This window comes from Ferrovibrio sp. GW821-FHT12D07 (assembly GCF_058807275.1).
The window spans coordinates 1,851,085-1,875,662 of sequence record NZ_JBXAQN010000001.1 but is presented as its reverse complement, the minus strand read 5'-3'; the positions used below and the strand labels follow the sequence as shown (position 1 = coordinate 1,875,662).

28 protein-coding genes are annotated in these 24,578 nt (G+C 62.6%); all 28 read right to left on the bottom strand.

Going from position 1 to position 24,578, the window contains the following annotated elements; genetic code table 11:
- Positions 1–233: 233 nt before the first annotated feature.
- The 28 genes from AC1RRE_RS09320 to AC1RRE_RS09185 all read right to left on the bottom strand — a co-directional run bounded on the left by AC1RRE_RS09320 (position 234) and on the right by AC1RRE_RS09185 (position 24,577).
- Positions 234–734 carry a hypothetical protein gene (locus tag AC1RRE_RS09320; RefSeq protein ID WP_492980851.1) on the bottom strand — a complete coding sequence of 167 codons (501 nt, stop codon included), beginning with the start codon at positions 732–734 and terminating at the stop codon, positions 234–236.
- The gene (locus tag AC1RRE_RS09315) at positions 731–1,495 is read right to left on the bottom strand and encodes a lysozyme (RefSeq protein WP_492980850.1); all 765 of its coding nucleotides are present in this window, start codon (positions 1,493–1,495) and stop codon (positions 731–733) included. The genes AC1RRE_RS09320 and AC1RRE_RS09315 overlap by 4 nt, the downstream gene beginning before the upstream one ends.
- Before the next feature lie 20 nt (positions 1,496–1,515).
- Entirely contained in the window at positions 1,516–1,872 is a 357-nt protein-coding gene (locus AC1RRE_RS09310; protein ID WP_492980849.1) for a hypothetical protein, read from the bottom strand.
- 41 nt (positions 1,873–1,913) lie between these two features.
- A complete protein-coding gene (locus AC1RRE_RS09305; RefSeq protein WP_492980848.1) occupies positions 1,914–2,648 on the bottom strand; it encodes a hypothetical protein in 735 nt (244 codons plus the stop codon).
- Positions 2,645–3,346 carry an aspartyl/asparaginyl beta-hydroxylase domain-containing protein gene (locus AC1RRE_RS09300; protein ID WP_492980847.1) on the bottom strand — a complete coding sequence of 234 codons (702 nt, stop codon included), beginning with the start codon at positions 3,344–3,346 and terminating at the stop codon, positions 2,645–2,647. Before AC1RRE_RS09300 ends, AC1RRE_RS09305 begins: the two co-directional genes overlap by 4 nt.
- Positions 3,343–4,215 (bottom strand): hypothetical protein, encoded by an 873-nt coding sequence (locus AC1RRE_RS09295; protein ID WP_492980846.1) that lies wholly within the window; start codon positions 4,213–4,215, stop codon positions 3,343–3,345. The genes AC1RRE_RS09300 and AC1RRE_RS09295 overlap by 4 nt, the downstream gene beginning before the upstream one ends.
- A gap of 2 nt (positions 4,216–4,217) precedes the next feature.
- Entirely contained in the window at positions 4,218–4,721 is a 504-nt protein-coding gene (locus AC1RRE_RS09290; protein ID WP_492980845.1) for a hypothetical protein, read from the bottom strand.
- The gene (locus AC1RRE_RS09285) at positions 4,721–5,128 is read right to left on the bottom strand and encodes a hypothetical protein (RefSeq protein ID WP_492980844.1); all 408 of its coding nucleotides are present in this window, start codon (positions 5,126–5,128) and stop codon (positions 4,721–4,723) included. Before AC1RRE_RS09285 ends, AC1RRE_RS09290 begins: the two co-directional genes overlap by 1 nt.
- A 9-nt stretch (positions 5,129–5,137) precedes the next feature.
- Entirely contained in the window at positions 5,138–5,845 is a 708-nt protein-coding gene (locus tag AC1RRE_RS09280; protein ID WP_492980843.1) for a hypothetical protein, read from the bottom strand.
- Positions 5,846–5,857: 12 nt separating this feature from the next.
- The gene (locus AC1RRE_RS09275; RefSeq protein ID WP_492980842.1) at positions 5,858–6,730 is read right to left on the bottom strand and encodes a hypothetical protein; all 873 of its coding nucleotides are present in this window, start codon (positions 6,728–6,730) and stop codon (positions 5,858–5,860) included.
- A gap of 9 nt (positions 6,731–6,739) precedes the next feature.
- Positions 6,740–10,030 (bottom strand): TipJ family phage tail tip protein, encoded by a 3,291-nt coding sequence (locus tag AC1RRE_RS09270; protein WP_492980841.1) that lies wholly within the window; start codon positions 10,028–10,030, stop codon positions 6,740–6,742.
- Entirely contained in the window at positions 10,027–10,722 is a 696-nt protein-coding gene (locus tag AC1RRE_RS09265; RefSeq protein ID WP_492980840.1) for a tail assembly protein, read from the bottom strand. Before AC1RRE_RS09265 ends, AC1RRE_RS09270 begins: the two co-directional genes overlap by 4 nt.
- A 3-nt stretch (positions 10,723–10,725) precedes the next feature.
- Positions 10,726–11,502: a C40 family peptidase gene (locus tag AC1RRE_RS09260; RefSeq protein WP_492980839.1), complete on the bottom strand. Its 777-nt coding sequence runs from the start codon at positions 11,500–11,502 to the stop codon at positions 10,726–10,728.
- Between the two features lie 5 nt (positions 11,503–11,507).
- Positions 11,508–12,275: a phage minor tail protein L gene (locus AC1RRE_RS09255; RefSeq protein WP_492980838.1), complete on the bottom strand. Its 768-nt coding sequence runs from the start codon at positions 12,273–12,275 to the stop codon at positions 11,508–11,510.
- Complete coding sequence (locus AC1RRE_RS09250; RefSeq protein WP_492980837.1) at positions 12,275–12,670, bottom strand: phage tail fiber protein; 396 nt, start codon at positions 12,668–12,670, stop codon at positions 12,275–12,277. Before AC1RRE_RS09250 ends, AC1RRE_RS09255 begins: the two co-directional genes overlap by 1 nt.
- 13 nt (positions 12,671–12,683) lie before the next feature.
- A complete protein-coding gene (locus AC1RRE_RS09245) occupies positions 12,684–13,031 on the bottom strand; it encodes a phage tail protein (protein WP_492980836.1) in 348 nt (115 codons plus the stop codon).
- A gap of 8 nt (positions 13,032–13,039) precedes the next feature.
- Positions 13,040–15,535, bottom strand: a complete 2,496-nt coding sequence (locus AC1RRE_RS09240; protein WP_492980835.1) for a phage tail length tape measure family protein — start codon at positions 15,533–15,535, stop codon at positions 13,040–13,042.
- Positions 15,536–15,558: 23 nt separating this feature from the next.
- The gene (locus AC1RRE_RS09235) at positions 15,559–15,693 is read right to left on the bottom strand and encodes a hypothetical protein (protein WP_492980834.1); all 135 of its coding nucleotides are present in this window, start codon (positions 15,691–15,693) and stop codon (positions 15,559–15,561) included.
- 89 nt (positions 15,694–15,782) lie between these two features.
- A complete protein-coding gene (locus AC1RRE_RS09230) occupies positions 15,783–16,295 on the bottom strand; it encodes a hypothetical protein (RefSeq protein WP_492980833.1) in 513 nt (170 codons plus the stop codon).
- A gap of 26 nt (positions 16,296–16,321) precedes the next feature.
- Positions 16,322–17,932 (bottom strand): phage tail tube protein, encoded by a 1,611-nt coding sequence (locus AC1RRE_RS09225; RefSeq protein ID WP_492980832.1) that lies wholly within the window; start codon positions 17,930–17,932, stop codon positions 16,322–16,324.
- 63 nt (positions 17,933–17,995) lie between these two features.
- On the bottom strand, positions 17,996–18,451 hold the full coding sequence (locus tag AC1RRE_RS09220) for a hypothetical protein (RefSeq protein WP_492980831.1): 456 nt from the start codon (positions 18,449–18,451) through the stop codon (positions 17,996–17,998).
- A gap of 9 nt (positions 18,452–18,460) precedes the next feature.
- Entirely contained in the window at positions 18,461–19,198 is a 738-nt protein-coding gene (locus AC1RRE_RS09215; protein WP_492980830.1) for a DUF6441 family protein, read from the bottom strand.
- A 5-nt stretch (positions 19,199–19,203) separates the two neighbouring features.
- On the bottom strand, positions 19,204–19,551 hold the full coding sequence (locus AC1RRE_RS09210) for a head-tail joining protein (protein ID WP_492980829.1): 348 nt from the start codon (positions 19,549–19,551) through the stop codon (positions 19,204–19,206).
- A gap of 102 nt (positions 19,552–19,653) precedes the next feature.
- Positions 19,654–20,664 carry a major capsid protein gene (locus tag AC1RRE_RS09205; RefSeq protein WP_492980828.1) on the bottom strand — a complete coding sequence of 337 codons (1,011 nt, stop codon included), beginning with the start codon at positions 20,662–20,664 and terminating at the stop codon, positions 19,654–19,656.
- Positions 20,665–20,776: 112 nt separating this feature from the next.
- Positions 20,777–21,451 (bottom strand): head decoration protein, encoded by a 675-nt coding sequence (locus AC1RRE_RS09200; protein WP_492980827.1) that lies wholly within the window; start codon positions 21,449–21,451, stop codon positions 20,777–20,779.
- A gap of 62 nt (positions 21,452–21,513) precedes the next feature.
- Complete coding sequence (locus AC1RRE_RS09195; protein ID WP_492980826.1) at positions 21,514–22,023, bottom strand: hypothetical protein; 510 nt, start codon at positions 22,021–22,023, stop codon at positions 21,514–21,516.
- Positions 22,024–22,106: 83 nt separating this feature from the next.
- Positions 22,107–23,000 (bottom strand): S49 family peptidase, encoded by an 894-nt coding sequence (locus tag AC1RRE_RS09190; RefSeq protein ID WP_492980825.1) that lies wholly within the window; start codon positions 22,998–23,000, stop codon positions 22,107–22,109.
- A complete protein-coding gene (locus tag AC1RRE_RS09185; protein ID WP_492980824.1) occupies positions 23,000–24,577 on the bottom strand; it encodes a phage portal protein in 1,578 nt (525 codons plus the stop codon). The genes AC1RRE_RS09190 and AC1RRE_RS09185 overlap by 1 nt, the downstream gene beginning before the upstream one ends.
- Between the last annotated feature and the right edge of the window lies 1 nt (position 24,578).

The following is a 24,578-nucleotide window of genomic DNA, read 5'->3' as shown; positions in this document are numbered from 1 at the left end:
GCCCCCGATCCAGTTGTCCAGCCGAGCCCTGCATTACTTTCCGGGGCCTTCCAGATTTCACGCTTCTTAGCTGCTGACAGGGGCTCGATCCGTTTCATCGCGATGCGTCCGTGCGGGCCTGGCGCCGAGCCTCCAGGCCTTCATTCATAATGGCTTGCCGGTCGGCGCTACATGCACCCCAGCCGACGATGTCGACAAAGGCGAGGCGCACCGCATCCAGCGAGTTCCAGCCTTCACCGCGTGGCGGCAATGCCGGCTTGTCGCAGAGCGGGATCGGCTCCAGCTCGATCCGGTCCAGGGCTTTCAGGACGGGCGCCGGCCCGCTCGATGACGTCGCGCACGCCGTCAAGCAGAGCATTGAAGCCGTCGAGAGCATCAGGACAAGCGGCCTCCACAGCCGGTGAGATGGGTTTCGCACGGATCTGTCCTTTCAGGGTGTCGAGCTGCTGCTGCAGCACACCGGCTTGGGTGATGGCCTTACGGTAGTTGGCGGCGTTCAGGGCCGCATAGGCGCGGTCCTGGAGCCGCTCGCCCCGTTCATCCAGCAGCTGGGCATTGAGGCCGCTGATTTCCTTATCCTTGCCCCGGATCGTCTCAGCCTGCTCGCCGATCTCCTCGTGGAGACGGCCGTTCTGCCGGTCCTTCCAGGCCGCAATCCCTGACGCGCCAGCCAGGGCGATAAGCAGTCCGATGATAATCCAGCCGCGAAGACCCAGCGCCGGAAGCGGGATCATGACGCGGCCTGCCGGCGCGCCTTGAGCACCATCATGACAGTGGCGCAGATGGCACCGATGGCGATCAGACCGATCAACGCCAGCAGCACATGGGGCGTCATGGGTCCCGCCGCCTTCTGCAGACCCGACCAGACCGGCTCGGCTTGCGCGATCACCTGGCTGCTGGCGGTCGCGGCCGCCGCGACACCACCGCCGATAGCCAGGGCCTTGTCCACGGCCGAGGACGACGACGGACCAGCCGGGCTCGCCTCGACGTCAGACGCCCGTGTGCGCTGCGGATCGGCTGACTGCTGCTGCGACGTCGGCGTGAGATACAGCGCACTCTCTTGGCTGCGGCGGCGCGTCAGCCCCTTAAGCTCACGCTTGACGCCGTCATCGCCGGTTGCCTTGTTCCACATCATGAAGCTCTCGGCCGCCTTGGCGCTTTCACCCTGATTATGGAATTTCAGCACGCTGCTCCGGCCGAACGCGCCGGCGCCGATGTTGTAGGCCAGCGACACCATGGCGCTGAACTCGTTCTCGGTCGGCGGCAGAACGCAGACACGCTCTACCGCCGCCTCGAACTTGCGCAGGCGCCGGTCAAGCCGCTCATCCGCCTGCTTGTGCGAGATGCGCATGCCCTGTACCACGTCCGGGCCAGTATCGCCCCAGCCGATGGTCCATTTGCCAGCCGGGCAACGATAGGCAACCAGCGCCGGCCCGCCGCCCGGACCCTGTTCGGTTTCATGGATAATGGCGAGGCCGCCTGCATTGGTGCGCATACCCTTCCCCTTTCTCGATGTCAGGATTTCGTGATGGTTTTCGCGGCTTCGGCCAGATCGCGCCGCAGCACGACGCGGCCGATCCAATACTGAAGCCCCTTGAGCCCAAGCCAGCCGAGGATCAGGCCCAGGCAGAGCGTCAAGTCTTCATCGATCTTGATGTTGAAATGCAGCAGGCCGGACCGCAGGCCGATGGTCAGCACGTAAACCGCCACCACCATCATGCTCTCATAGACGAACAGCCGCAGCTCGATGCGACGCTTGCCCTGGTTGACCTGATCGAGGACATACAGCATGCGGCCGAGCGCAATCGACGCGAACAGCAATGCGACCTTGGTTTCGGCCGCGCTCCACCAACCACCGATCTTCTCGATCATGGCACCCCCCCGGTTGAAATGAAAAAGACGATGACCGCCGACTATTGGCTGATCAGTGGGCCGCGATACTGGGCTATCGCCTTCGAGACCAGCTCGTAGACCCGTGGCGTGCGGAGGGATACATCGATCATGAGAGACACGCGGTCCTCGTTGCTCGGGTTCTCGACCGTGTGCTGGTGGTGGTGGTTGAAGACATAGGCGCAGCCGGGCTCGTACCGCGCGTTGAAAACCTTGCTCTCGTCAGTCACCCGGCCGCCGATGATGTTGCCGTGGACGTTCAGCCGATCGCTCAGGTAATCGGCATGCACGACGCGGAAACGGAAGCCAGCCGGCATGATCAGCGGCAGATGCAGGGTCAGCGTGTCGATGGGCTGCGGATTGACCAGATCCGTATGGTTATGCCACGGCAGTGAACCACCAGGCCGGATGCGCATAATGCGCGCAGGCAGGCGACCGCCGCCCAAGTGGCGGATGGCTCCGACAATCTCGGGCATCGTCTCGCCAAGATCCGTGACGCGCGGCCGGCCCGGCAGCGCCAGGCGCTGCTGCTTGGTGAAGTTGCCCACGCCCTCGCGGCTGTCGTGGGTATAGCTGAAGATGCTGCGGCCTTCCCATATGCCGTCATACATGTCGCGGGTGGCGGCATCCGGGGCATTGGTCTTCCGAGTGATCCACTCGCCAACCTGCGCCAGCTCACCCAGCATGACCTGCAGGTCACCCACCGGCCCGAGCGGCAAATGGGGAATGTCGATCACCGCCTCCAGGGCGTCGTTCACAGCAGCGGCCCCTGATAGGCGTCGGATGCCCGCTTGATCTTCTTGTAGAAGATCCGCTCCTGCAGCGGCAGGAACATCATCACCGAGACACGCGGCTGATCAGACGGATTGACCACCTGATGGGGATGGAAGGAATTAAAGACGTGCACGCTGCCCGGCGCATACCAGGCATCGATCACCTTGCTTTCATCCACCGTCCGCGCGGCCTTGTCGTAATACCGCTCATGCACCACCCGGAACCGGAAGTCAGCCGGCATCAGGATCGGAAGATGCGCGGTCATCAGAGACTGCGGCTGCTTGTAGGTCTCGATATGCTGGTGCCAGCGCATGTCCTTGCCGGCCGTCACGCGCATCAACCGCACGATATGGCTGTGTGGCCCGATGGAATGGATCGCCTCCATCAGCTTGGGCATGCGCGCCGCCAGTTCGGTCGGACGAAGGCCGATCTTTGCCAGTTCCTGGCTTTCCTCAGGCGTATGGGTGTGCATCCCTTCCCGGCTGTCGCCCGTGAAGTTCAGCAGCGCGCGGCCCATCCAGATGCCGTCATAGACGTTCCGTTCGCTCTCGGGGACCATGCGGAGCTGGAACGAGATGAAGTCATCGACCTCGGCCAGTTCCTCGACAAACGGCGCCGGATCGAACTGGTCAGCCAGTTTCAGGTGGGGCTGGCCGACCAGCTGCTCAAGAAGCCCGCTCATGACAGCTTCGGGTCCAGGAGCTTCATGACCTGATAACCCATGTCTGGCCGCCAGCGATACTTGTACGCCATATTCGGCTCACCGGGGCTTTCGTGGTGCGAACCATGCGGCCACTCGGTGGGCTGCCAGAACAGCAGGAACAGCACCAAGCCGTTCAGCCAGACCACATCGCCGGTCCAGACGGCGACCACGATCACCGCCAGCGCGAAGATCGGCGGATAGTCGAACATCTCCGGCATATCACGCGCGCCCTTGCCGAACTGGTGGGACAGCACGTTATGAATTGCGCCAGCCTGCAGGGCCGTGAACAGCGGCGCGCTGTAGCAGAAGACGAAGAAGTAGGTCTGAAGCCCGAAGGTCGCCGCCAACCCGTCGACCGCCAGCAGCCCTGCGGCATAGGACAGCGATACGCGCCAGCCCAGCCGGTGCAGGCGGCCCATCCACGGGAAGGCTTCGAGGATCTCTTCCATGCTGGCCTTGTCATAGCTGGCATGGATGACATACCGGCCTAGGAGCAGCCCCAGGATGCTGCCAGCGTTATGAGGATCGAGCGGCGTATCGGCATGGGTGTGATGCTCGCTATGCCCGCCCTTCCACCCGGCCGGCGAGCCGATATTCAGCAGACAGGTGATGTAGGCCAGCACCTTCGCCACCTTATCGGACGGCGACCAGTTCAGATGAGAGAACAGCTTGTGCGACCCGATGCTGCCGGTGCCCGTGCCGATGAAATGGCAGATGACCCAGGGCGTGAACCACAGCCACATCCAGGGGCTGCCGCCATTCAGGATGACCAGCGCATAGACCATGAAGAGAAAGGACAGGCCCTGAGCAAGGCCGGTGTGGTGCGATTTGAACTTGGTGCTGATCATGATTACCTCCACAGCAACAGGCCGAGCGCATCCGCTGACACATCGGCCAGCAGATCGTCGGAGACGGCGTTGACATAGGATTTGAGCGGCCGGTCCTTGCCGGCGATCTGCACCTGGCCGGCCAGGTGCAGATACAGCTTGCCCTGCGGGACGATGAAGGTTTCGCCAGCGGCGCAGCGCACCACGGAATGCTGGCACGGCTCCTTGCCGGCCGCAGGATAGACGCAGACGTATTTGCTGCCCTCTTCCTCGGCTGTGATACGATACAGGCCGGCTGGAACATCGAACTGTTCCGAGCTGACATCGCCGACGTTGCGAACCGAGATCACCCGCCCGGACGCGTTGTAGACGACGAAATGGCCCTCCAGGTAGACCGACAGGCCCCGCACGGCGATGCGAGGCGTGTCATGATCGAAGGTGACGGCCTGGAACTCCCCCTTCGACAGGGTGAAGTCATACAGCACCATGCCGACCGGGCTGAGGGCGCTGATCTTGCGGTCCAGCATCAGGCGTCCTCCCCCTGGGTTTCCTCGGGCGCGCCCTCACCATGCTGCTCACCCGGAGGCAGCGGCGGCAGCATGCCGTATTGCCGCCGCACGCAATCGGCGCAGCAATCCGCTTTCTCGACAGTCATGCCGATGAAGGCATCCAGCTCGGTATCGAGCGGCGTAGCCAGGATCGCTTCACGCCGGATGGCGAAGTCCTGCTCATAGCGCGCCGCCTCGGCCTTGATCCGAAGCTCGACATGTTCGGGATCAGCCGAAAACACGCGAACGAAAACCGGCTCGGTGCATATCTCGGGCATGCCGTCCAGCCAGAACCGGACCAGCAATCCATCCCAGCGCTGGCCGTCGTCGCCGACCGCAGACTGCTTGCCGGTCGCCTCCCCGATGATCTTGAAAAGATCGGACATGGTGTCTCCTTATGTGATCGCGCCGATGCGCGTTCCCGTTGCCAAGTAGTTGATGAAGGAATTTCCGACGATGGCAGCGGCATCGCCGAGGGCACGTCCGGACAGACCGGTGCTGCCTGTTGCGACACCAACGCACTGACTGGGGTTTTCAGGCGGGCCGTTGTTGCTGCCACAACTCGATCCGCCTGCGCCGGACGTTGGCGTCCCACCGTTCTGTGAACCCGCACCTGTACCGCCCGCGCCACCGAATGCAGTACAGACGGTTCCTGAAATGATGCCGCAGCCGTCCTTCGGGCTGTACTGCATGTGGCCACCGGAAGCATTGCTGCCATTGGCACCGCCGTTACCGGCACCAGCGACAGTGCCGAGGTTCTCGAAGTCAAAACTCGCCTCCGCCAGAAGGGCCGGCCCGCCAAGCGCACCACCCGAGGCACCGCCACGCCCCATGATCTTTACGCCGGATGCCGTCTTCAGCTTCAGCTTGCTGCCTAAAGGAAAACCTGAGCCAGTGCGGAAGGCGTAGAGACTGGTGGACGTGGACCCGATCAGTGCCGTGCCGGTGACGTTGACAAAGGATTCTACCGGCGTGACGCCGTTCCAACCCGCAGCGATCAGCGCGTTATACCAGTGGAAGTTATCGAGGTTGCTGCTGATCGTGAGATTTAAGACAACACTACGACGCGGGCATATGATGCCCGCCGAGGCCGCGATGAGCATGGCCGCCTCCCCTTAAGCGTCGTTCGGTGCAGCAGTACCCAGGGTGAGACGAACTGCCTTGAGAAGCGCCGCGCCGGTATTGGTGTCGTTTGCATGACCGCCCAGGCGGGCGAAGCGGATCTGGATCAGCTCGCTCACGCCCGCGCCGGCCGGCGTGATGTCGATGCGGCTGGACCGCACAAGGCGATTGGCCGTGCCGAAGGCGGCATCAACCGCAACTTGCGTTCCATAGGCAGCATCCGGGTTATCACCGCTGCCGATGGATACGGCCTCGGCCGCCCAGCGCACGGCGCCAGTCGCCGCGCTGTTAAACCAGAACTCGACGCCAATGGGCGCAGTCGGGTTCCAGGACTTCATGATCGGCAAATCGAAATGCGCGTATGTCGTGGACCCATCCGGGAATGACAAATAGGAGTAGTTGTTCTTGTTGGTTGTCGTCTCAACCGGCGTCGGCGCCGCGCCATTGGTCGCCGCAGGGATCAGCGATCCAGCCGGAACCGGCAGATGGAATTCGCCCACCTGCACGAAAGCCGCGCCCTGCATGCCATCCAGCTTGTCGGCATCGAGGTTGCTGCCAGGGCCGTCGACCGTCAGCAGCTTGGTCAGGATCGCCGCCGCCGTGCCATCGGTGAAGGAGATCGCGCCCGTGGTTGGGTTGAACGTCGCCAGCAAGGCGTCATGCACACCATCGGCATCATCGCCAGCCAAGTACACTTCCCAGAGGGTGCCGCTGACCTCCTTGACCCACATTCCACCGGCCGCGATGTAAGCCGGCCGCGTGCCGCCACGATGGCCGCTGTGCAGCGCATCACGCCAGGCCTGGAACATGGCCACGCCATCCGGCCCGTTGGTGCTGTTCTCAAGAAGTAGAGTTGCCTGCGACATGGATCATCCCTAGTTGGAGTAGTCGTAACCGTAACTTTTGGCGTGGTAGTCGAAGCTGCGCGCGACTGGCGCGCCGCCATGCGTGTAGCGGATGTGGAACCCCGTGCGGCTCACGTCGGAAAGGATGTAACGGTCGCCTTCCTGCATATCCTGATGCCCGAAGGTCAGGGACGGTTGGCGACGGAAGGGCGGCACGTAATCGATGCGGATGCCTGCTTCCGGACAAGCGATATCGAAATCCTCGACCAGACGGTCAGGCATATCGATCTTGACCTGCAGCTCGATCACCGATGGCGATACCTGCGGATCGCTGCTGTACAGCAGCATCCGGAACTTGAAGGCTCGCGCTGTCTGGTCGCCGACAACGAAGTCCTGCCACGGCCCCCAGACCCGATCCGGCCCCTCCAGATCTGCGGTCTTCGCCAGCTGCAGCCGCGCATGCCAGGTTGAAGGATCGGCGCCGCCCCAGGATTCGATCCCGCCCCAGGTCGGCCACATGCCGATCTTCCAGCCGTAGTTCACGCCGGCCGCCTTGATCACAGCCGTCAGGCGACTGGTGTAAAGGCCATCCAGCTCGACAACTTCGTCAAACTCGAAGACGCCCTCGGGGCGAACGCCGTTCGCTCCGATACCCCATGCCACGATCCCGCCGAAGCTCGGCCAGTCGCCGATGGTCCCGACGCCGGAGAGCCTAAGCTCGCCATCCGCCACCATTGTGCCGTCATGGCTTCCGGGCCAATCGGGCGGCCCCTCGATCATCTCAACGGCGTTAAAGCCCTCTACCCCTGAGACGGTGGAAATCACTACGGCGGCATTGGCGCATTCGATTCCGGCCCCATTCACGGCCTTGATCAGATAGCTGCCGCCGATGGCCGGCACCTGGAAGCTGTTCGCGAAGACCTGATCGATCAGCACCACGGCGCTGTTCCATTTCGGGTTCACGACATCGGGCGTGTATTTGACCCGGAAGAACGAGAAGTTGGCCGCCAGGATCGGGTTGACCGTGAACAGCGCAATCGACCCCAGCACGGAGATCCGCGCCCCGGTCGGATCCTCGGTCGGCTGCAGCAAGGCCCGCAGGTCGACGCCGGTTCGTTCCAACCACACGGAAGGCCGGCCATTGGCATCCAGGGCGCGGACGCGCATCGACCACAGGCCGATCTCGGTATCCTCGACAACAACAGAAAGGCCGCTGGATGTGCCGACGCCGGTATATTGCGGACTGCTCGGCCGCTGGACCTCGAACTCGTAGAACCGCGCGCGTGGATCCGGCGAGGCCTGCACCGAGATGGTGAGTGCGCTGCGCGGCACGCCACCCGCCCGATAGGTGTATTCACTGAAGGTCAGGTTGGTCGGCGGCAGAATACGCCCGGATGGCAGGGTATTCGGGACGGGCGCCGCCAGGCGCATACCTTTCTCGATCCGGTCATACTTGCCGGGGCTGTGCTGCAGCGCCGTGATCTCGAAGACATGCTTCTCATGCTCGATATTCGCCAGCACCCGGAACAGCATCGGCTTGATGTCGCCAGCCAGGATCCAGACCGAGAATTTCAGCGGCACCAGCGGCAGCGGATTGGTCCAGGTGAGAACGGCAACATCCTCGCCCGCCGCATTGGTCAGCTCACGCTCCTCGATGCGCCCATCGGGCAGCGTCATCATCAGGACGTAATCGACGCCCGCCTGAATGCGAACCGGGGCATCCAGCGTCAGGCTGGTGGTGGTCGCGTCCTTGGTGCGGCCGCCAAGGCGCTTCTTCGCCCGCGACGGATCCGCAACGGCAATGATGTTGCCCGGCCGCACCTCGGCATGATCGAAGCCCGCCCGATAGGCGACAGTCCGCGTCTCATTGAGGTTCGTGTCGATGATGGCGCGGCCCATGCGGTTCGCTTGGCCACGGCTGGTACACCAGGGCGCGACCACCGGAGGCGACACGCGCCGGCCATAGCGGCGGATCGCGTCATCGTCTTGCACGACCTCGATGGCGGAACGGTAATGATCGTCAGGATCGTTGAAGCTGACATGAACGACCGTATAGCGGGTCTTGAGCGCCGTGCCCTGATAGGTGAACAGGCCGCCGATGACATTGGCCTGCGTGACCAGCTTGGTCGGCGTCGAGGGCGCATCCTGCACAGCGGTGACGCCATAGGATGACCAGTAGACCATACCGCGGAATACCGAGGCGATGGTCGACACCACGCGGAAGGCCTCGGCCTGCGAGCTGATAATGCCGTTGAAGGTATAGCGCGGCTCGGTGCCGCCCTTGCCATCCGACACCAGTTCATCGCAGTAGCGGCCGATCTCATAGAGCGCGAACTTGTCGGCTTCGCTGTCACCGACGAACTCGCCCAGTCCCCAGCGATCGTTCGTCACCAGCTCGTAGAAAACCCAGGCCGGGTTGTTGTGCCAGACCACCTGGAAGGTGCCGTCCCAGAAGCCGGTATATTGCCGCGCGACGGGATCCCGATTAGAGGGCACCTTGCCCTTCATCAATTTCATCAGGTAGCCGCGCGTCGGGATGCTGGCCCCGAATTTCTCCGCGTCGACGGCCAGGCCCATATAGGCCGTGTCCGGGTAGATCATCCGGTGATCGATGACCTCGGTATAGCTGGACCAGAAGGTCTTGTTCTGCAGCGACGAACTGGCTGAATCCTCGGTCAGGCGCGAGACCCGGATATCCCACGGCCCGGTGCCAGTCAGATCGACGCGATATGGCCGCTCATAGGGCGCGGTGTTCTTCCCCGAGATGGTATCATCCCGCACGATCTCGAAGCCGCCACCGGCCGCCTTGCGCTCGATGCGGATCGCCACTGAGCTGCCATTCAGGTCGCCGTTGCTCGTGTTCTGCGACACCAGGGCGGGAACGCGGATCTTGATGACAATGGCGTCGAGATTGGTATCCGTGATGGTACGGGTCACCGGGAAGCCGAACTTGATCTCGACATTGCCGGCCGACTGCTCGGACTGGCTCTGGCGGAACCCCGGCATGAAGGGCTGATCCGGGAGGCCCGAGCGGAAATCCGCTACCACGCCCTCGAAATTGAACGAGCCATCCGGGTTCTGCAGGACAGTGTCATCGAAGTAGATGGCCTTACCGTATTCGGCAGGCGGCAGTGGCTCGCCCGTTTCCGGGTGAACAGGACCGACAATCTCGCCTTCGCAGACCACATCAACCAGGCGCGCGATGGACTTGGACCGCAGCGTGTTCGGCGCTTCCTGCGCCACGCGCTGCTGACCACCGCCACCGCCCTTGCCGCCGCCGCCGCCAGCGCCACCCAGGGCAATCATGGACTGGCGGCTCATGCCGGCAGCTCCTCGGCTTCGACGCCACCAGAGCCGACCACAGAGCCAACCAGGACCATGCCGAAGCCGACTGGTACCGGATGGCCCTCTTCCGACATGTTCACCACGCCGTTATTCAGAAGGAAGCTGGCGCGCTGGTCGGCCGGTTCCAGGCCGCCATAGCCGCCGTCCATGCTCGGTGCCTTGGACAGCAGGCTGGAGGCTCCAGTCAGGACCATGCTGACGCCCAGCATGGCGATGTTGCCGAAGGTGACCGTGGCTCCAAAAGCCGTGAAGGCCGTCGCACCAAGCCCAGACGCCGCCGCCACGCCCGTACCGGCCGTCGCCGCCGCCTCACCGGCCGCAAGGGTCGCCGCAGCCGGCGAAGCCGCGCCGGCCGTCAGGAAGACAGCCGCGATCAGGACCGCCCCCATGATGATCTTGCCGATGCCGCCTCGCCCCGCGCCGCCGATCACCGGCACGATATGCAGCTGGCGCTCCTGACCCAGCCGGAAGTTCAGCGAAGTTGCATCGAAGCTGAGGCCGGTCTTAGGGTCACCGCGCAGGATCTGCCACGCGCCACGGCTTAAGGCATTCTTCATGCCAGGGATCTGGTAGCAGAGCGCGCGGATGGCCTCGGCCGGCGACGCCACGTCAATGCGATACGGCCCCCCGAATTCACCCAGGGAGCCATGCAGATGGATCTCGCGCATGCGTTACCCCCGATACCGAAGCCAGTGCGTGACCATGCGGCCCCAGCTTCCCAGCGGTTCCTTGCGCGACAGCCGATATTGCAGGTGATGCAGCACAAGGCCGCGATCCATCACCAGGCCGCCATGATTCGGCACATCGCTGCGCACCTGCAGCAGGAAGACATCGCCGGGCTGCGGCACGGAAACCCGCTCGAAGCCCGCCTCTTCAAAGTGATCGGCGTAGAGGTTCTTGCCCTCCCGCCACCACTCGCCGCCGCGCGCGAATTCAGGCAGCAGGATCTGCTGCTCATGCGGCCAGCAGCCGAAACCCTGCGCAGCCATCTTCGCCTTGCCGAGCCGGAAGGCATCCCGGATCAGCGAGTAGCAGTCCTGAACGCCATGGCGGAACGCGCGACCTTCGACCGGCAAGATCGGCAAGGCATCGCCCCACAGGAAAGGCTCGGTGCAATGCTCGCCATCGGTGACCACGATGCCCCAGGTCAACGCGCTGCTGAGCTGCCCCACCATGTCGGCCGTCGACGGCCAGTCCTGAGCGGGTGCAGGCGGCGTGGCACGCGGGCGATGCGGATGGCTGTGCATCACCGCGACAATCCGGCCCTCGTGCTTCAGCCAGTGTTCGGCCGCGATCTCGAATTCCTGCTCAGGGTTGGCTTTCACGTTGCGGCAGGGCAGATAGACCTGCTTGCCATTATCCCCGAGGATCACCAGCCCGCAGCTTTCACTGGGGTATTCCTCAATGGCATGCGCCTGGATGGCACCGACGACATCGCGATCAAGCATGCCGGTCACCCCCTCGTCTTGGCCATAAGCGGAAAGCCCCGGAATGGCAGCGGGTCCGGTGCAAAGCGGATCGTGCAATCCCGGAAGGTCTTGCCGCAGACATCATGCGGCGCCGTCGTGGGATCGCCATCCACGTCGAAGGCGCTGCCGCCAGCATAGGGACAGGTCGCCTTGGTGTAGTCATAAGCACCGTCGCGAAACACGCGGTACCGGAAGTCGCAAAGATCACGCACCATCTGGCGCGCCGGCAGCAGTCGGCCCTGCTGGTCCATCGCGGCCGACAGCTCCCACTCCACATAGAACTTGTTAGATGCCGTCAGACGCTCGATGAAGAACACATCCTTGGGATAATGCGCGGTTTCGTCGGCTTCCGGCTGGCCGTCGAGAAACCGCAGATGCGTGCGGGTGCGGGTGATCTTGCAACCGATCAGATCGTCATGCTGCTCGGACAGGTCGGTCAACTGCGCGCCGATATTGCCGATGCGCACGCGCGGCGTCGGCAAGGTGCCCTGCCCGCTCCACTGGAAGCCTTCCGCCTTGACCTCGGTCGGGCTGTAGGCCTCGCCGCCGAAATGAACAAGGTTGTCGATAAAGGCCGAGGCGCAGTAACGCAGAATGCCCTCGCCCACGATGGTCAGGTCGATCTCGTAAAGCTCCACAATCGGATCGAGCGCCGGCCCCTGCACATGCTCGGCTATCTTGGGGGACTGCCGGAAGTCGACCTCGGCCGAGATGCGGATTTCAAGATGGGCATCCAGTAGAACGACCGCCATCACCGCACCCGGATTTCAATACTGCCGGCCTCGAAGCGGCAGACGGTGCCACCCGCAATGGTGCGATAGGTGCCAAGTGGACCTGCCACCAGCATGTTGCCGTCTTCGGCAGCATCCCAGAGCGCCACATACTTGACCGTACCCCAGTCCTCCGTCGCCTCCGGGAAATCGATGGATACCGTATTCAGGGAAATACCGGCTACCGCTGCCGAAAAACCAGCGTTGACCGGCACCCGCGTATACCCGCCGCCACCAACTTCGGTCGCCGGCAGGCCGTCGTCGGTCGGATCGTCTCGATGCAGGGCCGCATAGACCGTGGTGGAAATCGGCAGGGCTTCGCCCCGCAGGATCTGGTCGAGAATTCCATTCTCCAGATAGGTCGACGCCGCGCTCATGGATGCTCCAAAACTACAGGCTGAAATCCTGTTCAAAATTGGCCGTCAGGCTGACGCGATCATTACCGAGTTCGGTGGGGTTCCAGGTCTTGCAGCGCCACTGGGAATACGTGACCTCACCTGGCATCATCCATCGGAAGGGCACGCCGAGATGCGCACTGAAAAATGCCTCTATGGCATCCGCAACAGGCCGCTTCAAACGCGGCCAATTCGGCTGGCAGGTGCGCGACAAGCTGTTCAATCCATCAGGCGCGATCTGCTTGAAGCCGTCGCCGAAGTCATTCTCCAGCAGACGAACCGCGACTGGACGCGGAAGCGGCGAACTGGGCGGTATCGGAGGATCGAAGATATCGAAAGCCATTACCCCTCCTATGAACTGCTCAATATTCCACCGGGGCGCTTCTGCTCGGTGATGACCTGCAGGATCTGGTCATTAACCTGCCGGCCCAGCTCGGCACCCAGCTTCTTCTGATCATCCGGCCGCGACAGGTTTGAACCAGCCGGTGCCGACACCGAAATATTCGTTGTGATGTTGATGGTGTTGCCGCCACCGCCCGACTGCTGCGCTGCTGCGGTATTAGCGGCGCGACGAAGATTAAAGACATGGCGTGGATCGCTGGCCGTCAGGACCTCTTCGTCATCCTTCAGGACGGCCGGCACTTCGCCGGCACGGAGATAGGGCATGTCCGGCCGTTTGCCGCTGTGGTAACGCGGCGCCATGCGGTACCAGGACGGATCGACCGCGCGGGTCTGCCCGCCCTGGCCGACGACGCCCCCCTCATGGAACAGCCCTCCAAGCCAGTTGAAAATGCCGCCGAAGTTGAAGCCATCCATCGCCTTGGTGGCAAAGTTCTCAAGCGGCTTGGTGACAGCCAGGCGCAGCGCAATGCGCTGAAGATCTTCCAACAGGCCCTGCGCAGCAGCCCGCGCGCCTTTGCCCTGAATAGTCGCATCCTCGAAGGCAGTGCCAATGGCACTGGCAGCGTCGCGTGCAGCAGCCTTCTGATCGCGATACTTGTCCGCGAGATCGTCAATGATCTCACGCTGCTTGCCCAGAACCTCCGCCTGCTTCTGGGCAGCCTCGATCTCCTCGGGTGAAGTCAGCGGCGTGCCGTTGGCACGGTACTTCGCCAGGATCTCCAAAAGGGCCTTGCGCTTTTCATACTCGGTGTTGCTCTGCTGCAGGCCCGCGATCAGGAATTCGTTATCCTTGACCTCGCGCTTATAGGCCTCGCCTATGGCAGCGTGACCCTCGATGATCTTCTGCCCACGTTCCAGAGCCTGTCGCCGCTGTTCCTCTTCCTTCTGCGCCGCCTGCGCTGCGGCTTCGGTGGCCTGCTTGGCATAGTCCCGCGCCTTGCCCTCACGGTATTTCTGCTCAGCCAGATCCTGCGCTGCCGTCGCTTCCTTGGCCGTCAGCGGCAGGCCACGCTCTCGGGCCGCCTGCTCGGCGCGCTGCAATCCCTCCAGGCGGGCGCGTTCGGCGCCTGAGAGCTGAAGCGCAGCCGTCTCCTCCTTCATGAGACGAAGCTGCTTATTGACCGGATCTTCCAGTGCTGAAAGCTGGAAATTTACCCGAGACAGCGCAGCCGCGTACTCGCCGGTTGGATCGCCGCTCTCCTTTATCGCTGTCCGCAACAGGTTCTGCTGCTGTGTCAGTTGCCGGGTTTTTTCGGCAATCGGGTCAAGAGACTTACCTAGTTCTCCGGCTTGCCCCAGCATCCGGTTACGATCACCAGCCGCTGAATCATTGGCACCGGCCTGACCTGACCGCCGGCGCATTTCACTGTCCAAAAGACTTTGCTGGCGCAGCAAATCCAAAGTCGCTTTAGCACGTTCAAGCTCGCCGCTGTCAAATCCAGCCCGCATCCCCTGCTGCTGGCGATTATCGACCCGCTGCTGCAAAGTCCTGACGCGCGCTTCGGCAGCTTCAAGCTGCTGTTGCAACGTCGGCATTGTCGTATCGCTGACAGTCTGGGACGCTGATTGCAGACCGGTGACCAGCCAGTCGACTACCCCCCGGTAAGCCGTTGTCTGCTCAAACTTTTGAAGAAGGTTGCCCCACTCCTGAGCAAGCTGCTTAGTGGCCCCGATTGCCGTATCGTTTTCACTTGCACCGGCACCACCAACCCGCCGCCGCACAGCGTCTAGTCCAGCCTCAGCTGCCTTTGCTTTCTGGCCGCTGCGATCCAGCTCCTCAATCGTGCGCTTCAACTCAGGCGTTAGAAACCCCAGCGCTCGATTAAGCGCGGTTGCACCTTCAACCGGATTTTGGAAAAACTTACCCAGGGCCTCGGCGTTGCTGCGAAGATTACCGAAGCCAGCTGCAGTCAGATCCTGCGCAGTGCGGAGCAGCAGCTCAAAGTTCTGGCGACCCACGCCGCCAAACAACGTCAGAGCCTGAGCTGCATCAAGGATTTCTTCCTTGCTTGCTCGCGTCTGCTCAGATAGCTGCTGGGCAAACGTGGCAATCTCGCCACCAGTGACGCCCGCCTGGCGACCGGTGGCGTTAAGAGCTGCTTCAAGGCGCTTCAGCCGAAGCTCCTCTTCAGCCGCAGCTTTCGTTCCTGTTGCGATTGCAAGGCCGACCGCAACTGCCGTGGCGGCCACGCCCGTTCCGATAGCGCCGAGCGAAGATAGCGCAGATCCCAGCACCGGAATGCGCCCGGCGAACGCTGCGACTTCCCCGCCGACATCCTTTGCCGCAGCAGAAAGCACCTGCAGGCCACTGGATGCAGGCCCACCCGCAGATGCCAGTTTATCAAGCGCCGCCTTGCCCTCAGCGCCAAGGCCGATCAGATCGGCCTTGACCTTGCCCCCGTCGACAAGGGTCAGACGGATGGAAAGCTGCTTTTCATCAGCCATGGGCCACCTCGTCTTTCATGGAGTTAGAAGCCGTCAGAATCGTCCGGTGTTTCTAGATAAGCCTCGGCGATACCCGTGCTGATCGCCTTGATCAGCTCTTGCGCCGTATGGGCCGGCATCAGTCCGCAGAGGAGCGGCATGGCCTGCGCCAGATCCACGGCGAATGGCTTGCCCTTGTCGTCACGCCTGACCAGATCGAATTCTGCGATCAGCCAGGCCGCTAGCCCCTCTTCGGTGCGCGGCCGGTTTACGTCGTAGGGACACTCGGCACAGGCTGTTCGGCACCCACGGCAGTATCCGGGGCCGGCGCTCCAGTGCCATTTGGCGCGACCCCGGAGCCTTTTTTTTCTGCGGTCAGGTTCACCATGCCCGCCGTGTATTTGAGGAGAAAATCGGCCGGCATCTCATAGATGCTCATGACGGCTTCGAGGTTGGCCGGCGTCACCGGAGCCGGGGTGACATTGTCGTCTTCAACGATGCCGGACCAGCCGATCACTGCGTGGCGGGCAAGCACCTTAGCCCAGAGATACTGCCCAAGCGCAGCCCGCGCCGGTCCGGTCTCGATGTCGATGGCGTCATCCTTCAGCGCGCCGGCTTCCTTGGCGGCACGATAGGCCTCACCCATCCGCGCGGCCTCCTCGTAAGCCTCTTCGCGGGCGACGGACGAAAGCAGGGCTGTCAGGGGTTTCACGTGAAACCGGATACCGTCCCGGATGTCGATCCAGAACGGTTCAACGGGTTGGTTCAGACGGAGTGCCATGGGTAAAGCCTTTTCGTTGGGATGGATCAGGCGCCGACGTAGGCCGGCACGTCGTTGCGCAGCTCGACCTTCAGCATGGGCTGGGTCAGCGTCTTCGCAGCCTTCATGGCGAAGCTGCACTGGATGCCGCCAGGACCGGATACCGGCTTGCGTGGCAGCGGCAGCTTAACGTTCGGGGCCGTGAAGTAGAGCAACTCGTGATCGCTGATCTTGTAGCCGAAGCGCGGCGACAGGGAGGTGAAGTTCTTCGCCGCCTCGAAGTTGCTGCGCGTGGCAAAGCGGGTCTCCAGCGTAATCGCGCAGGTCGACTTGCCCTCATCCAAGCCGCCATTTTTGCCGTCCGACCGGATGGCGGGAATGACTTCCAGATTGTTGGAATAGGTCACCTGAGCGCCGGTCACCTCGGCGATCACCTCACCGGTCTGATCGGTGATCTCGCCATTGGCCTGCGAAAAGCGGCGGATCGCCAGCTCGGTCACCGCACCCTCGACCTGGCTGGCGGCAAACGGGCCGTCTTCGCCACGCCCCATCAGCTGGACGCCGAAGCGGGTCAGACCATCGCGCTGCTGGCGGAAGTCCAGACTGTTGACCTTGTTGTCCAGGGTGACGAAGAAGCTCGGCTCGGACGCGTCCGGATGCCCCTGCTGGGTGGCGAAGATGGGCAGCCCGGAGGGCAGCGTCATCGCCGTGGGCGTAGCTTCGCTGTCGGGGCTGCTGGACGCCGCCAGAGCCAGCGGCGCTGCCAGTCCGGCGGCGTCAAGCTGGACGATCAGTTCGGTGCCGGTATGGCCATAGCTGGCTTTGGCGATCATGGCCTCCGCCGAGGCATTCAGATCCTCGGCAAGGGCCGCCAGGGTGGCCGCGAGGCTGGCGCCGATCTTGGTCTGGTTGACGCCGGCCGTACCGGTGACGAAGGTCCAGGCCGTGCCACCGATAGAGATCGTGCTGTTGTTGGCGGGCTGATCCGTGAAGGTGAACTTGCCGCGCTGTCGCGGGCCGGCTGACCAGAACAGATGCTGCCAGCAACCACCAGTCAGGCTCTCGCCCGAACGCGTGGCGTTGCTGCCGGCGCCGGCAGCAAGTGTGAAGTCATTGCCACCGCCCCAGGTCTTGGCGGTCACCAGCAACTCGGTCGCGGTGGCGACATAGCTGGCTTCGGCGGTGTTGGCCTCGACCGAAGCATTCAGCGCGGTCGCCAGCGCCGTCAGGGTGGCGGCAAGGTTGGCACCGATCACGACCTGATTGCCGGTCGGATCGGCGGCCACGAAGGTCCAGACCGTACCGTTCAGCGTCAGGGTGCTGAGGGCTGCCGGCTGGCCCGAGAAGGTATACTTGCCCTTGGCGCGCAGCTGCCGTGAAACAGGCTCACCCAATGCGCCCTTCAACCACAGGCCGGAATACCGCACATCGATAGGCACCGCGGCGCGGCCCGACACATCGATGGTACCCTGATCCGGTTCGGTATCGTCGCGGCCGAGGCCCAGCAGATCGCTGTCATTCAGCGGCTGCTCGGCGCCATGATCGAAGTCGGCGAAGGGGATGGCGTACCAGCCCGATGCCGGCTTGACCAGCTCGGCGGCCTGGAAAGCCATATGCATTGTGGCGAAAGAGCCTTTGGCGCGCGTTGCGAGAACCATCTGTGTCTCCTGCGGATGGGTTTGGACGGGATGAAGCGGGTGAAAGAAAATGCGCGTACCGGCTCAGCCGGTGGCGTGGGGCGTGGTGTACTCGATGCGGATAGGAACAGAGACGAAGCGGAACGGCGTGCCACGCGCTCCGGTCTTGGCATCGACAGGCACTTCATCGCTGCGCTCGGCGGGACGGAGCTGCACATCCTCCGCAAGCCCACCCAGGGTACGGATGGTGGCGAAGGTGGCTTCCAGCTGCTGCAAGATGCCATCGGCGATCAGGCGGCGGTCGGCTTCGTCCTTGGCGCTGATGGCGATCTCCAGATCCGCGAGATGCTCGAAGATGTAGATCGGCTGCGACAGGCCCAGCAGCGTCTCCTGGATATCGCCCTTGCCGTCGAACAGGCCCAGCAGTCCGCCCTTGGGAGGACTCTCCTTACCGGTCGGGTTCCGCTCCTTGCGGCCCTGTGCCGGCACCGGCAGCGCATCGAACAAAGCCGCGAGAATCTGTTCCAACTTGGAAGCCATGGCCCGCCCCTACTTGCTGCGCCAGTTGTTCGCCAGGCGCTGCGGCAGTTCGGCCTGGCGCTTTCGCGCGGCGCCGATGAAGTCGAGAACCTTCCGCAGCTTCACCTGAGGGATCAGGATGAACATCGGCACGGCGGCCTCGGGCGCGGCTCCCGTGCCCTCTGCAGTAAGGCCGCCAAGGATGTTCTCGGTGCGTCGAACCCGGCCACTGCCGAGCAGCTTCATGCCGCCCGCATAGGCCTGACGCATCACCCGGCCATCCTTGGCGCGCTTCACCGCGCCTTCGGTGACACGGATGAACCACAGCAGACCCTTCGCCGCGCCGCCCTTGAAGGGCCGGACGAAGGTCCAGCCCTTCATGCCGCCCATCTGCTCGGGCGACAAGATCATGTCGCGCATGCCACGGAATCCGCGACGGTGATTGTAGCCGGTCGGGATGGTGAGATACCGACCGCCGTCCTGCGCGGTGATCATGCTGCCCTCGTTGTGGCCGCGCATGATGGTCGGCGCGCGGGTGAAGACAAAGGCCGTACCGCGCAGGCTGGGGCCGTTGGGATAAAGCTTCAGACGCCAGGAATTCTCCAGACCCTTGGCAAATCCGGTGGCCCGCCACTGGCTGCGCATGTCACCGACCAGCGCCTGGCCGCCGTCGCGCAGGGTGGTGAATGAGGCACGCTCGGCAGCCTTAACCTCCTCACGCATCATGGCATCGAGATTACCAAGGATCGCAGCCTGAAGACGTGCCATGGCGATCAGACCTCCTCGGCATCGTCGGTGCCGCAGAACCATTCAAGATGGTCGCTGTCGCGGCGGGGTTCGTCAGCCACCACTAGGATGCTGCCGGTCGGCAAGCCGGTATCGGAGAGCAACTCGAAGGTGTCGCCCTTCTTCAGAGACGACACCTGTGCACAACGCACATAAAGGCCGGATGTTGCCGTCACCACATCGAGGCCGCGATACAGGATGCTGGCATCGGGCCGGCAGCGCCGGATGGTCACCGTCACGCCCTCGCCCACACCCTGGACGCGATAGAGCGCCGGCACGGAGAAACCCGGCTCAGAATGGATATCGGAAGCCAACTCGGCAAAGGGATCAAGCATGGATGATTCCTTGACAGAAAGGGCTGGAAGCGAACGGCGTTCGCCATGCAGGAAAAGAGATGGGCGCCGGAAACCCGGCGCCCATCAATGGACTTAAGGAGCTTAGGTACGGCGGCCCTTGCGGAGAGCATGCGGGCGGGCGCAGATGAACATGGGGTTGGATTCCAGCTCCAGTTTCATCCACGCATTCCGGTCGCGATCCGGGATCATGCGGTAGTAGGTTTCTTTGCCGGGCTGGCCCAGAGCATCGAAGGTCGCGGCCGGTGAAGTCGCAAACTGGAACAGATCCGGCAGATCACTCGGATAAAGACGGCACTTGTCCGTTGCCAGACTGACACCGCTACCACCACGATACCGCTTCCACTGGATGCCACCCCAGTAGAACGAGTTCGGAGCCTTACCAGCCAGCTCGGCCAGCTTGGCCGCATGGAGGTAAGCCTCAATCACATCGGGGTGGCTGGTGAGATCTTCCCAGAAGGCACCGCCGCAGATGGCCGAGACGTTGATCTCGCCGGGGAAATTACCGGCAAGACTGTCCTCAATCGAGTTGACCACACTGGTGCACTTCTTGCGAAGGGCACCTTTGACCGGCGAAGCATTATCGAGATCGAAATCGATCTCGGCCTCCTCGGCGATATTGAACTTCGTGTACCAGTTGTACACGAGATTGCCGTTGGTGTTTTTCACCAGACCCTGGATGGCATTCAGCATGTGGAACTCGAAGGTCAGCTCGGCTTCGTTGCGGAGCTTTTGACCACGAGTGGCAACTTCTTCCATCACCTGAACCAGTTCGCTTTCGCTGCCGAAAGCCCGGATATCACGCACTTCAGAAGCATGAATGACATCACCCTTCCGGAAATGCCGGGTGCGGAAGTCGATCAGCTCGCGCTCATCGCCCTCGCCCTGCATTTCGGGCGCTCCCTCCTCCGAGAATGGGATCAGGGTCAGAAGCCCGTCACGCAGTTCGACAGCGCCCTGCTTGGTGCGCATCGGCTTCGGCGTGAACAGGTTACCGGTACGCAGAAGGCTCGGGCGATAAGCCAGATTCTCCAGCGCCAGCGTCAGCTCCATCATGGAGAAAGGACGCTCATTGAAAATATCCATGGATGCCATGGCTGCAGTCTCCTTGTGCTGTGGGATAGGCCGCCTGGCGTCATCGACAGGGGCAGAATCGAACCGGGCCGCATAAAGCGGCCCGGACTACTCGGTTACTCGGATCGTTTGATTACTGGGCGGCGAGGAACTTGGTAGCGGCAGCCTTGGAAAGGGCCGCCGCAATCTCACCCTCTTCGATATCGTCCGGCCAGACGATCTCCGCCTTGTTGACGGTGCAGAGACGGGTGTGCGCGACGGCATCGGCATCGGCGTCAGTGGCATCGACATGGTCATAGAGGATGCCCTCCAGGATCTCGCTGCCGTTCTGGCCGTCCTGGTTGAACTTGACGTACTTATTGGTGGGCACAGCCTCAGAGACGGTGACCGTGAAGGTCTCACCGGCAACGGGATCAGTGCCGGCATCCGTAATGGTCAGCGCGCTCAGGCCCCCACCGGCATAGGCCGTGTTGCCCGTCGCGACGCCGATATGCTCACCATCAGGGTCCGAATGGTCCCACTTGGACGCCGTCGCGGCACCACCGACGATGCAGCGGAAGGTATGCACACCGGGTTTGGTGGTAATGGCAGCCGTGGGAGATGCCGTGATCGTCGCAGCGGCCGGAGCAGGAACGCCAGCCGCACCGACGGCAGTCTTGGCACCTTCGGAGACCTTACCCAGAGCCTGACCGGGGCGGAGTTTGCCCTGGCCGGACGCGATCACGATGGCTTCACGGCTGATATCGCCGTTGCCCTCGGCAATGAGATAGCCACCCGCATTCGGGAGCTGTTCGGTAAAGGTAGTCATGATCTTCTCCTTGAGAAGGGATGAAAGAATGGTGGCTGTTGTATCGAGGCCTCAGGTCTCGATTACGACTTGAAGGTCTTGTTCACCTTGTTGACAACATCGGCCCAGGCAGGAACCGCAGACTGAGCGCCGCCACCGCTATTGCCAGGCAGGATCTCCGAGCCTCCGGACGCCGACGCCTTGATGGCAACGAGCTGTCGGCGCACATCGACCAGCGAACTCTGCTTGGCAATGAAGTCGGCCGCCATCTGCGGTTGACCGGCAAGGTTGCACAGCTCCGCCACTTCGGCGGCGTAAGCGACCCCATCGGCACGGGTGGCGCCGAGTTCAACCACGGTGGCAGTGGCCTGAGGCGCAACGGGAGCGGCAGCCAGAGGCTGAGGCAGCGGGGCTGCCGCGATAGGCGCGGGAGACGGAGCGACTGGGGAAACAACGGGCTGCACGGTGGCCTGGGGCTGCGGAGCCTCAGTCTGGGCAGGAACGATATGCACGGCAGACTGGCCGGCCTGAAGCGCGGCAGCAGCAGCGGCCGGAGTAAGCGGAGCAACGGGGGTAGTAGTCGGAAGCGTCATGGTGGTTCTCCTCGTGCCGCCGCCGCAGCTCGGTTGCGTCAAAGCCTGTAAGGCGCACCGCGGCGGCGGCGCCAGGTCAAAAATCAGATGGCGCTAGACAGCGCCTCAAGCACAGTGGTGAAGCTGCCGATGCCGTCAGCAAGACCTCTTTGGATTGCTTCATCTCCGCGATACCAGTCGGCCTCTGTCGCGCGAGCACCCTCGATACCAAGGCGCGGACGGCCAAGCCCAACCTGATGCAGCAGGGCTTCGTTGGTGGCGCTGATATCTTCCATCAGTTTCGCCATGAAGCGGTCACTGCCGCCGATATGGGGGTTCCCGTCAGTCTTATGCTTCCCAGCCTGAACGAAGGTCCAACGCAGCCCGAGCTTCTTGTCATATTCGGTCTGGTCAAGAACCATGGCGTAAGTGCCGATTGATCCAAGATAGGCTCCCGGAGGCGTGAAAATCAGCGATCCCTGACTGCATAGGAGATAGCCCGCGCTGCAGGCCATCTCATCCACCACAGACCAGAGCGGCTTCTCAGCGCGCAACTCGCGCATAAGTCCAGCAAGCTCATAAGCTGAATCGCTCGCCTCGCCACCGGGCGTATTGTAGACCGCTAGGACCGCGCGAATGCCCTTGTCGCGCCGTGCTTCGTCAACCTCGGTGCGCAGGTCCGCATAGGATCGCAGACCGCTCGGCGGTGATGCAGTGGCCGTAGCATGGCAAAGCGTGCCATCGATTGGTATGATCGCTACGCCCCGTTCGGTTACCGCATAAGACCGATCAAGATCCTTTCGAGCGCCGGGTACATTCGGAAAATAGGCGCCACGCGGCATATCATGATCGTCCATCGCCATCGGCATCGGCAATGCGTTCAAGGATGGGCCAAGACCGTGCATGATGGTGCGCAGCTTGCCTTCATCGATCATCAAGGGCCGGTTGAAAATGCGACCGGCCACATGCGGATACTGCTTGGACGTTGGCTTGCGCATCAGGCAGCTCCCCGTTCACGACGCGGTTCGGCGGGATTCTCGTCTTCGTCATCGCTGGGCGAAGGAGAAGTCAGATACTCAGCCGTGTAAGCATCCAGCGGGCGACGGCCGTCGCTGACATACGAAAGGTCAAGCCCATCGGCGCGCTCATTGTCACGCGCCATCTGTTCGTCGATTTCTTCAGCGGAAAATCCGAAGCCCGCTACCGCCTGACTGCGGGTCAAAAGGCCAGCACGGATAGCCAGGACCAGGGCCTTGATTTCCTTTTCCGGATCGACCCAGCTCCAACCCTGAGGGCGCCACTCTACAAGGCGATAGAGATTCAGGTTCTGCCGATATTCAGCCGGGGATACATCGATCGCACCGCTCAACACAGCCGCATCGAGCCAGCGGTTCCAGACTGGGCGACAGAACTGGAACACAAGAACCGCGTGCTGCCACTGCTCCATGGCGCGGCGAAATTCAAGCAGGCCGGCTCTGATCGATGAATAATTGACCCCAGTCAGGTCGCCAGTCAGCTGCTCATAGGTGATGCCAAGGCCTGCCGCGATAGCCCGAAGCACCCAACGCATAAAGTCGCTGTAGCCCTCCCCCATCCCAGGCGCTTCAGCAAACTGTACCTTCTCACCAAACTTGAGAGCTGTGAACATACCTGTCTGGGCTTCCACCAGATCGGCCGTACCATCGGCTGATGTGCCCAGCAGTTTGCCGATGGCGGACGCGGCATCTTCCGATGTTTCGGCTGCTGCACCCAGAGCGGCAGCGTCCTGATAGATAAAACCTGTATGCTTTGACGCTCGGCTTTTGCGGCCGAGTTCTCCATCTTCATACTGGTCGAATTCACGCAACCTCAGCAGCACGGGTGCTATATCGGACATGCCCCGGATCTGGCCTGGCCGCAAAGGCGTGAATACGTGCAGAATCTGTTCGGCAGGAACACGAACCAGCTCAGCACTATTGCCAAGCAGCGACAGCTCGCCCGGATGCTCACGATAAAGATGGTACGCAGCACGGCGCCCGAACTGGGTGAACTCGATACCCATTCTCATCAGGTTGCCGTTCGCAAGACGCATGGTTCGGTCCTGCGGCAGATGCTCGGCGCACAGCAGCTGGATCTGCAGCGGGACACTCAGTCCATCTGAAGGGAAACGCTCACGGAAACGGCCCAAGCCTTCCCCGGCTTGCTTAACCTCACCCGCCACCATGGCCTGCTGACCGTAAAAGTCTGTCAAGCCATCGGCGTCCGATTCGTCGGTCCATCGCTCGAATGCGTCTCGCAGCATCTGGCGACGCTTCGGATCAGGGTGTTTGGATATCGGTACGATACCCGTGCCGACTGCATTCGCCTTCCACCGGCTGAGCCCCTGCACAACCCACGGGTTGTTCCGGGCCATTGCGTTGGCCTTCGCACGCAAGTCGGCGGCAGAACCCATCAGAATGGAGTTCACGGATTGATGCGTCGGGTACCAGCCAATGTTGCGCCGGCCCCGTCCCGCCGCATCGTAGGCGGGTTCTTGAGAGAAAGACTGCGCAGCCTTACGCAAGGCGCTGACAGCCATGTTCCGGAACATGCCCATG

Excerpts from the sequence above, each read along its gene's own strand:
- AC1RRE_RS09320 (WP_492980851.1), bottom strand. The coding sequence starts at position 734 with ATGATCCCGCTTCCGGCGCTGGGTCTTCGCGGCTGGATTATCATCGGA.
- AC1RRE_RS09315 (WP_492980850.1), bottom strand. The coding sequence starts at position 1,495 with ATGCGCACCAATGCAGGCGGCCTCGCCATTATCCATGAAACCGAACAG.
- AC1RRE_RS09310 (WP_492980849.1), bottom strand. The coding sequence starts at position 1,872 with ATGATCGAGAAGATCGGTGGTTGGTGGAGCGCGGCCGAAACCAAGGTC.
- AC1RRE_RS09300 (WP_492980847.1), bottom strand. The coding sequence starts at position 3,346 with ATGAGCGGGCTTCTTGAGCAGCTGGTCGGCCAGCCCCACCTGAAACTG.
- AC1RRE_RS09295 (WP_492980846.1), bottom strand. The coding sequence starts at position 4,215 with ATGATCAGCACCAAGTTCAAATCGCACCACACCGGCCTTGCTCAGGGC.
- AC1RRE_RS09290 (WP_492980845.1), bottom strand. The coding sequence starts at position 4,721 with ATGCTGGACCGCAAGATCAGCGCCCTCAGCCCGGTCGGCATGGTGCTG.
- AC1RRE_RS09285 (WP_492980844.1), bottom strand. The coding sequence starts at position 5,128 with ATGTCCGATCTTTTCAAGATCATCGGGGAGGCGACCGGCAAGCAGTCT.
- AC1RRE_RS09280 (WP_492980843.1), bottom strand. The coding sequence starts at position 5,845 with ATGCTCATCGCGGCCTCGGCGGGCATCATATGCCCGCGTCGTAGTGTT.
- AC1RRE_RS09275 (WP_492980842.1), bottom strand. The coding sequence starts at position 6,730 with ATGTCGCAGGCAACTCTACTTCTTGAGAACAGCACCAACGGGCCGGAT.
- AC1RRE_RS09270 (WP_492980841.1), bottom strand. The coding sequence starts at position 10,030 with ATGAGCCGCCAGTCCATGATTGCCCTGGGTGGCGCTGGCGGCGGCGGC.
- AC1RRE_RS09265 (WP_492980840.1), bottom strand. The coding sequence starts at position 10,722 with ATGCGCGAGATCCATCTGCATGGCTCCCTGGGTGAATTCGGGGGGCCG.
- AC1RRE_RS09260 (WP_492980839.1), bottom strand. The coding sequence starts at position 11,502 with ATGCTTGATCGCGATGTCGTCGGTGCCATCCAGGCGCATGCCATTGAG.
- AC1RRE_RS09255 (WP_492980838.1), bottom strand. The coding sequence starts at position 12,275 with ATGGCGGTCGTTCTACTGGATGCCCATCTTGAAATCCGCATCTCGGCC.
- AC1RRE_RS09250 (WP_492980837.1), bottom strand. The coding sequence starts at position 12,670 with ATGAGCGCGGCGTCGACCTATCTGGAGAATGGAATTCTCGACCAGATC.
- AC1RRE_RS09245 (WP_492980836.1), bottom strand. The coding sequence starts at position 13,031 with ATGGCTTTCGATATCTTCGATCCTCCGATACCGCCCAGTTCGCCGCTT.
- AC1RRE_RS09240 (WP_492980835.1), bottom strand. The coding sequence starts at position 15,535 with ATGGCTGATGAAAAGCAGCTTTCCATCCGTCTGACCCTTGTCGACGGG.
- AC1RRE_RS09230 (WP_492980833.1), bottom strand. The coding sequence starts at position 16,295 with ATGGCACTCCGTCTGAACCAACCCGTTGAACCGTTCTGGATCGACATC.
- AC1RRE_RS09225 (WP_492980832.1), bottom strand. The coding sequence starts at position 17,932 with ATGGTTCTCGCAACGCGCGCCAAAGGCTCTTTCGCCACAATGCATATG.
- AC1RRE_RS09220 (WP_492980831.1), bottom strand. The coding sequence starts at position 18,451 with ATGGCTTCCAAGTTGGAACAGATTCTCGCGGCTTTGTTCGATGCGCTG.
- AC1RRE_RS09215 (WP_492980830.1), bottom strand. The coding sequence starts at position 19,198 with ATGGCACGTCTTCAGGCTGCGATCCTTGGTAATCTCGATGCCATGATG.
- AC1RRE_RS09210 (WP_492980829.1), bottom strand. The coding sequence starts at position 19,551 with ATGCTTGATCCCTTTGCCGAGTTGGCTTCCGATATCCATTCTGAGCCG.
- AC1RRE_RS09205 (WP_492980828.1), bottom strand. The coding sequence starts at position 20,664 with ATGGCATCCATGGATATTTTCAATGAGCGTCCTTTCTCCATGATGGAG.
- AC1RRE_RS09200 (WP_492980827.1), bottom strand. The coding sequence starts at position 21,451 with ATGACTACCTTTACCGAACAGCTCCCGAATGCGGGTGGCTATCTCATT.
- AC1RRE_RS09195 (WP_492980826.1), bottom strand. The coding sequence starts at position 22,023 with ATGACGCTTCCGACTACTACCCCCGTTGCTCCGCTTACTCCGGCCGCT.
- AC1RRE_RS09190 (WP_492980825.1), bottom strand. The coding sequence starts at position 23,000 with ATGCGCAAGCCAACGTCCAAGCAGTATCCGCATGTGGCCGGTCGCATT.
- AC1RRE_RS09185 (WP_492980824.1), bottom strand. The coding sequence starts at position 24,577 with ATGGGCATGTTCCGGAACATGGCTGTCAGCGCCTTGCGTAAGGCTGCG.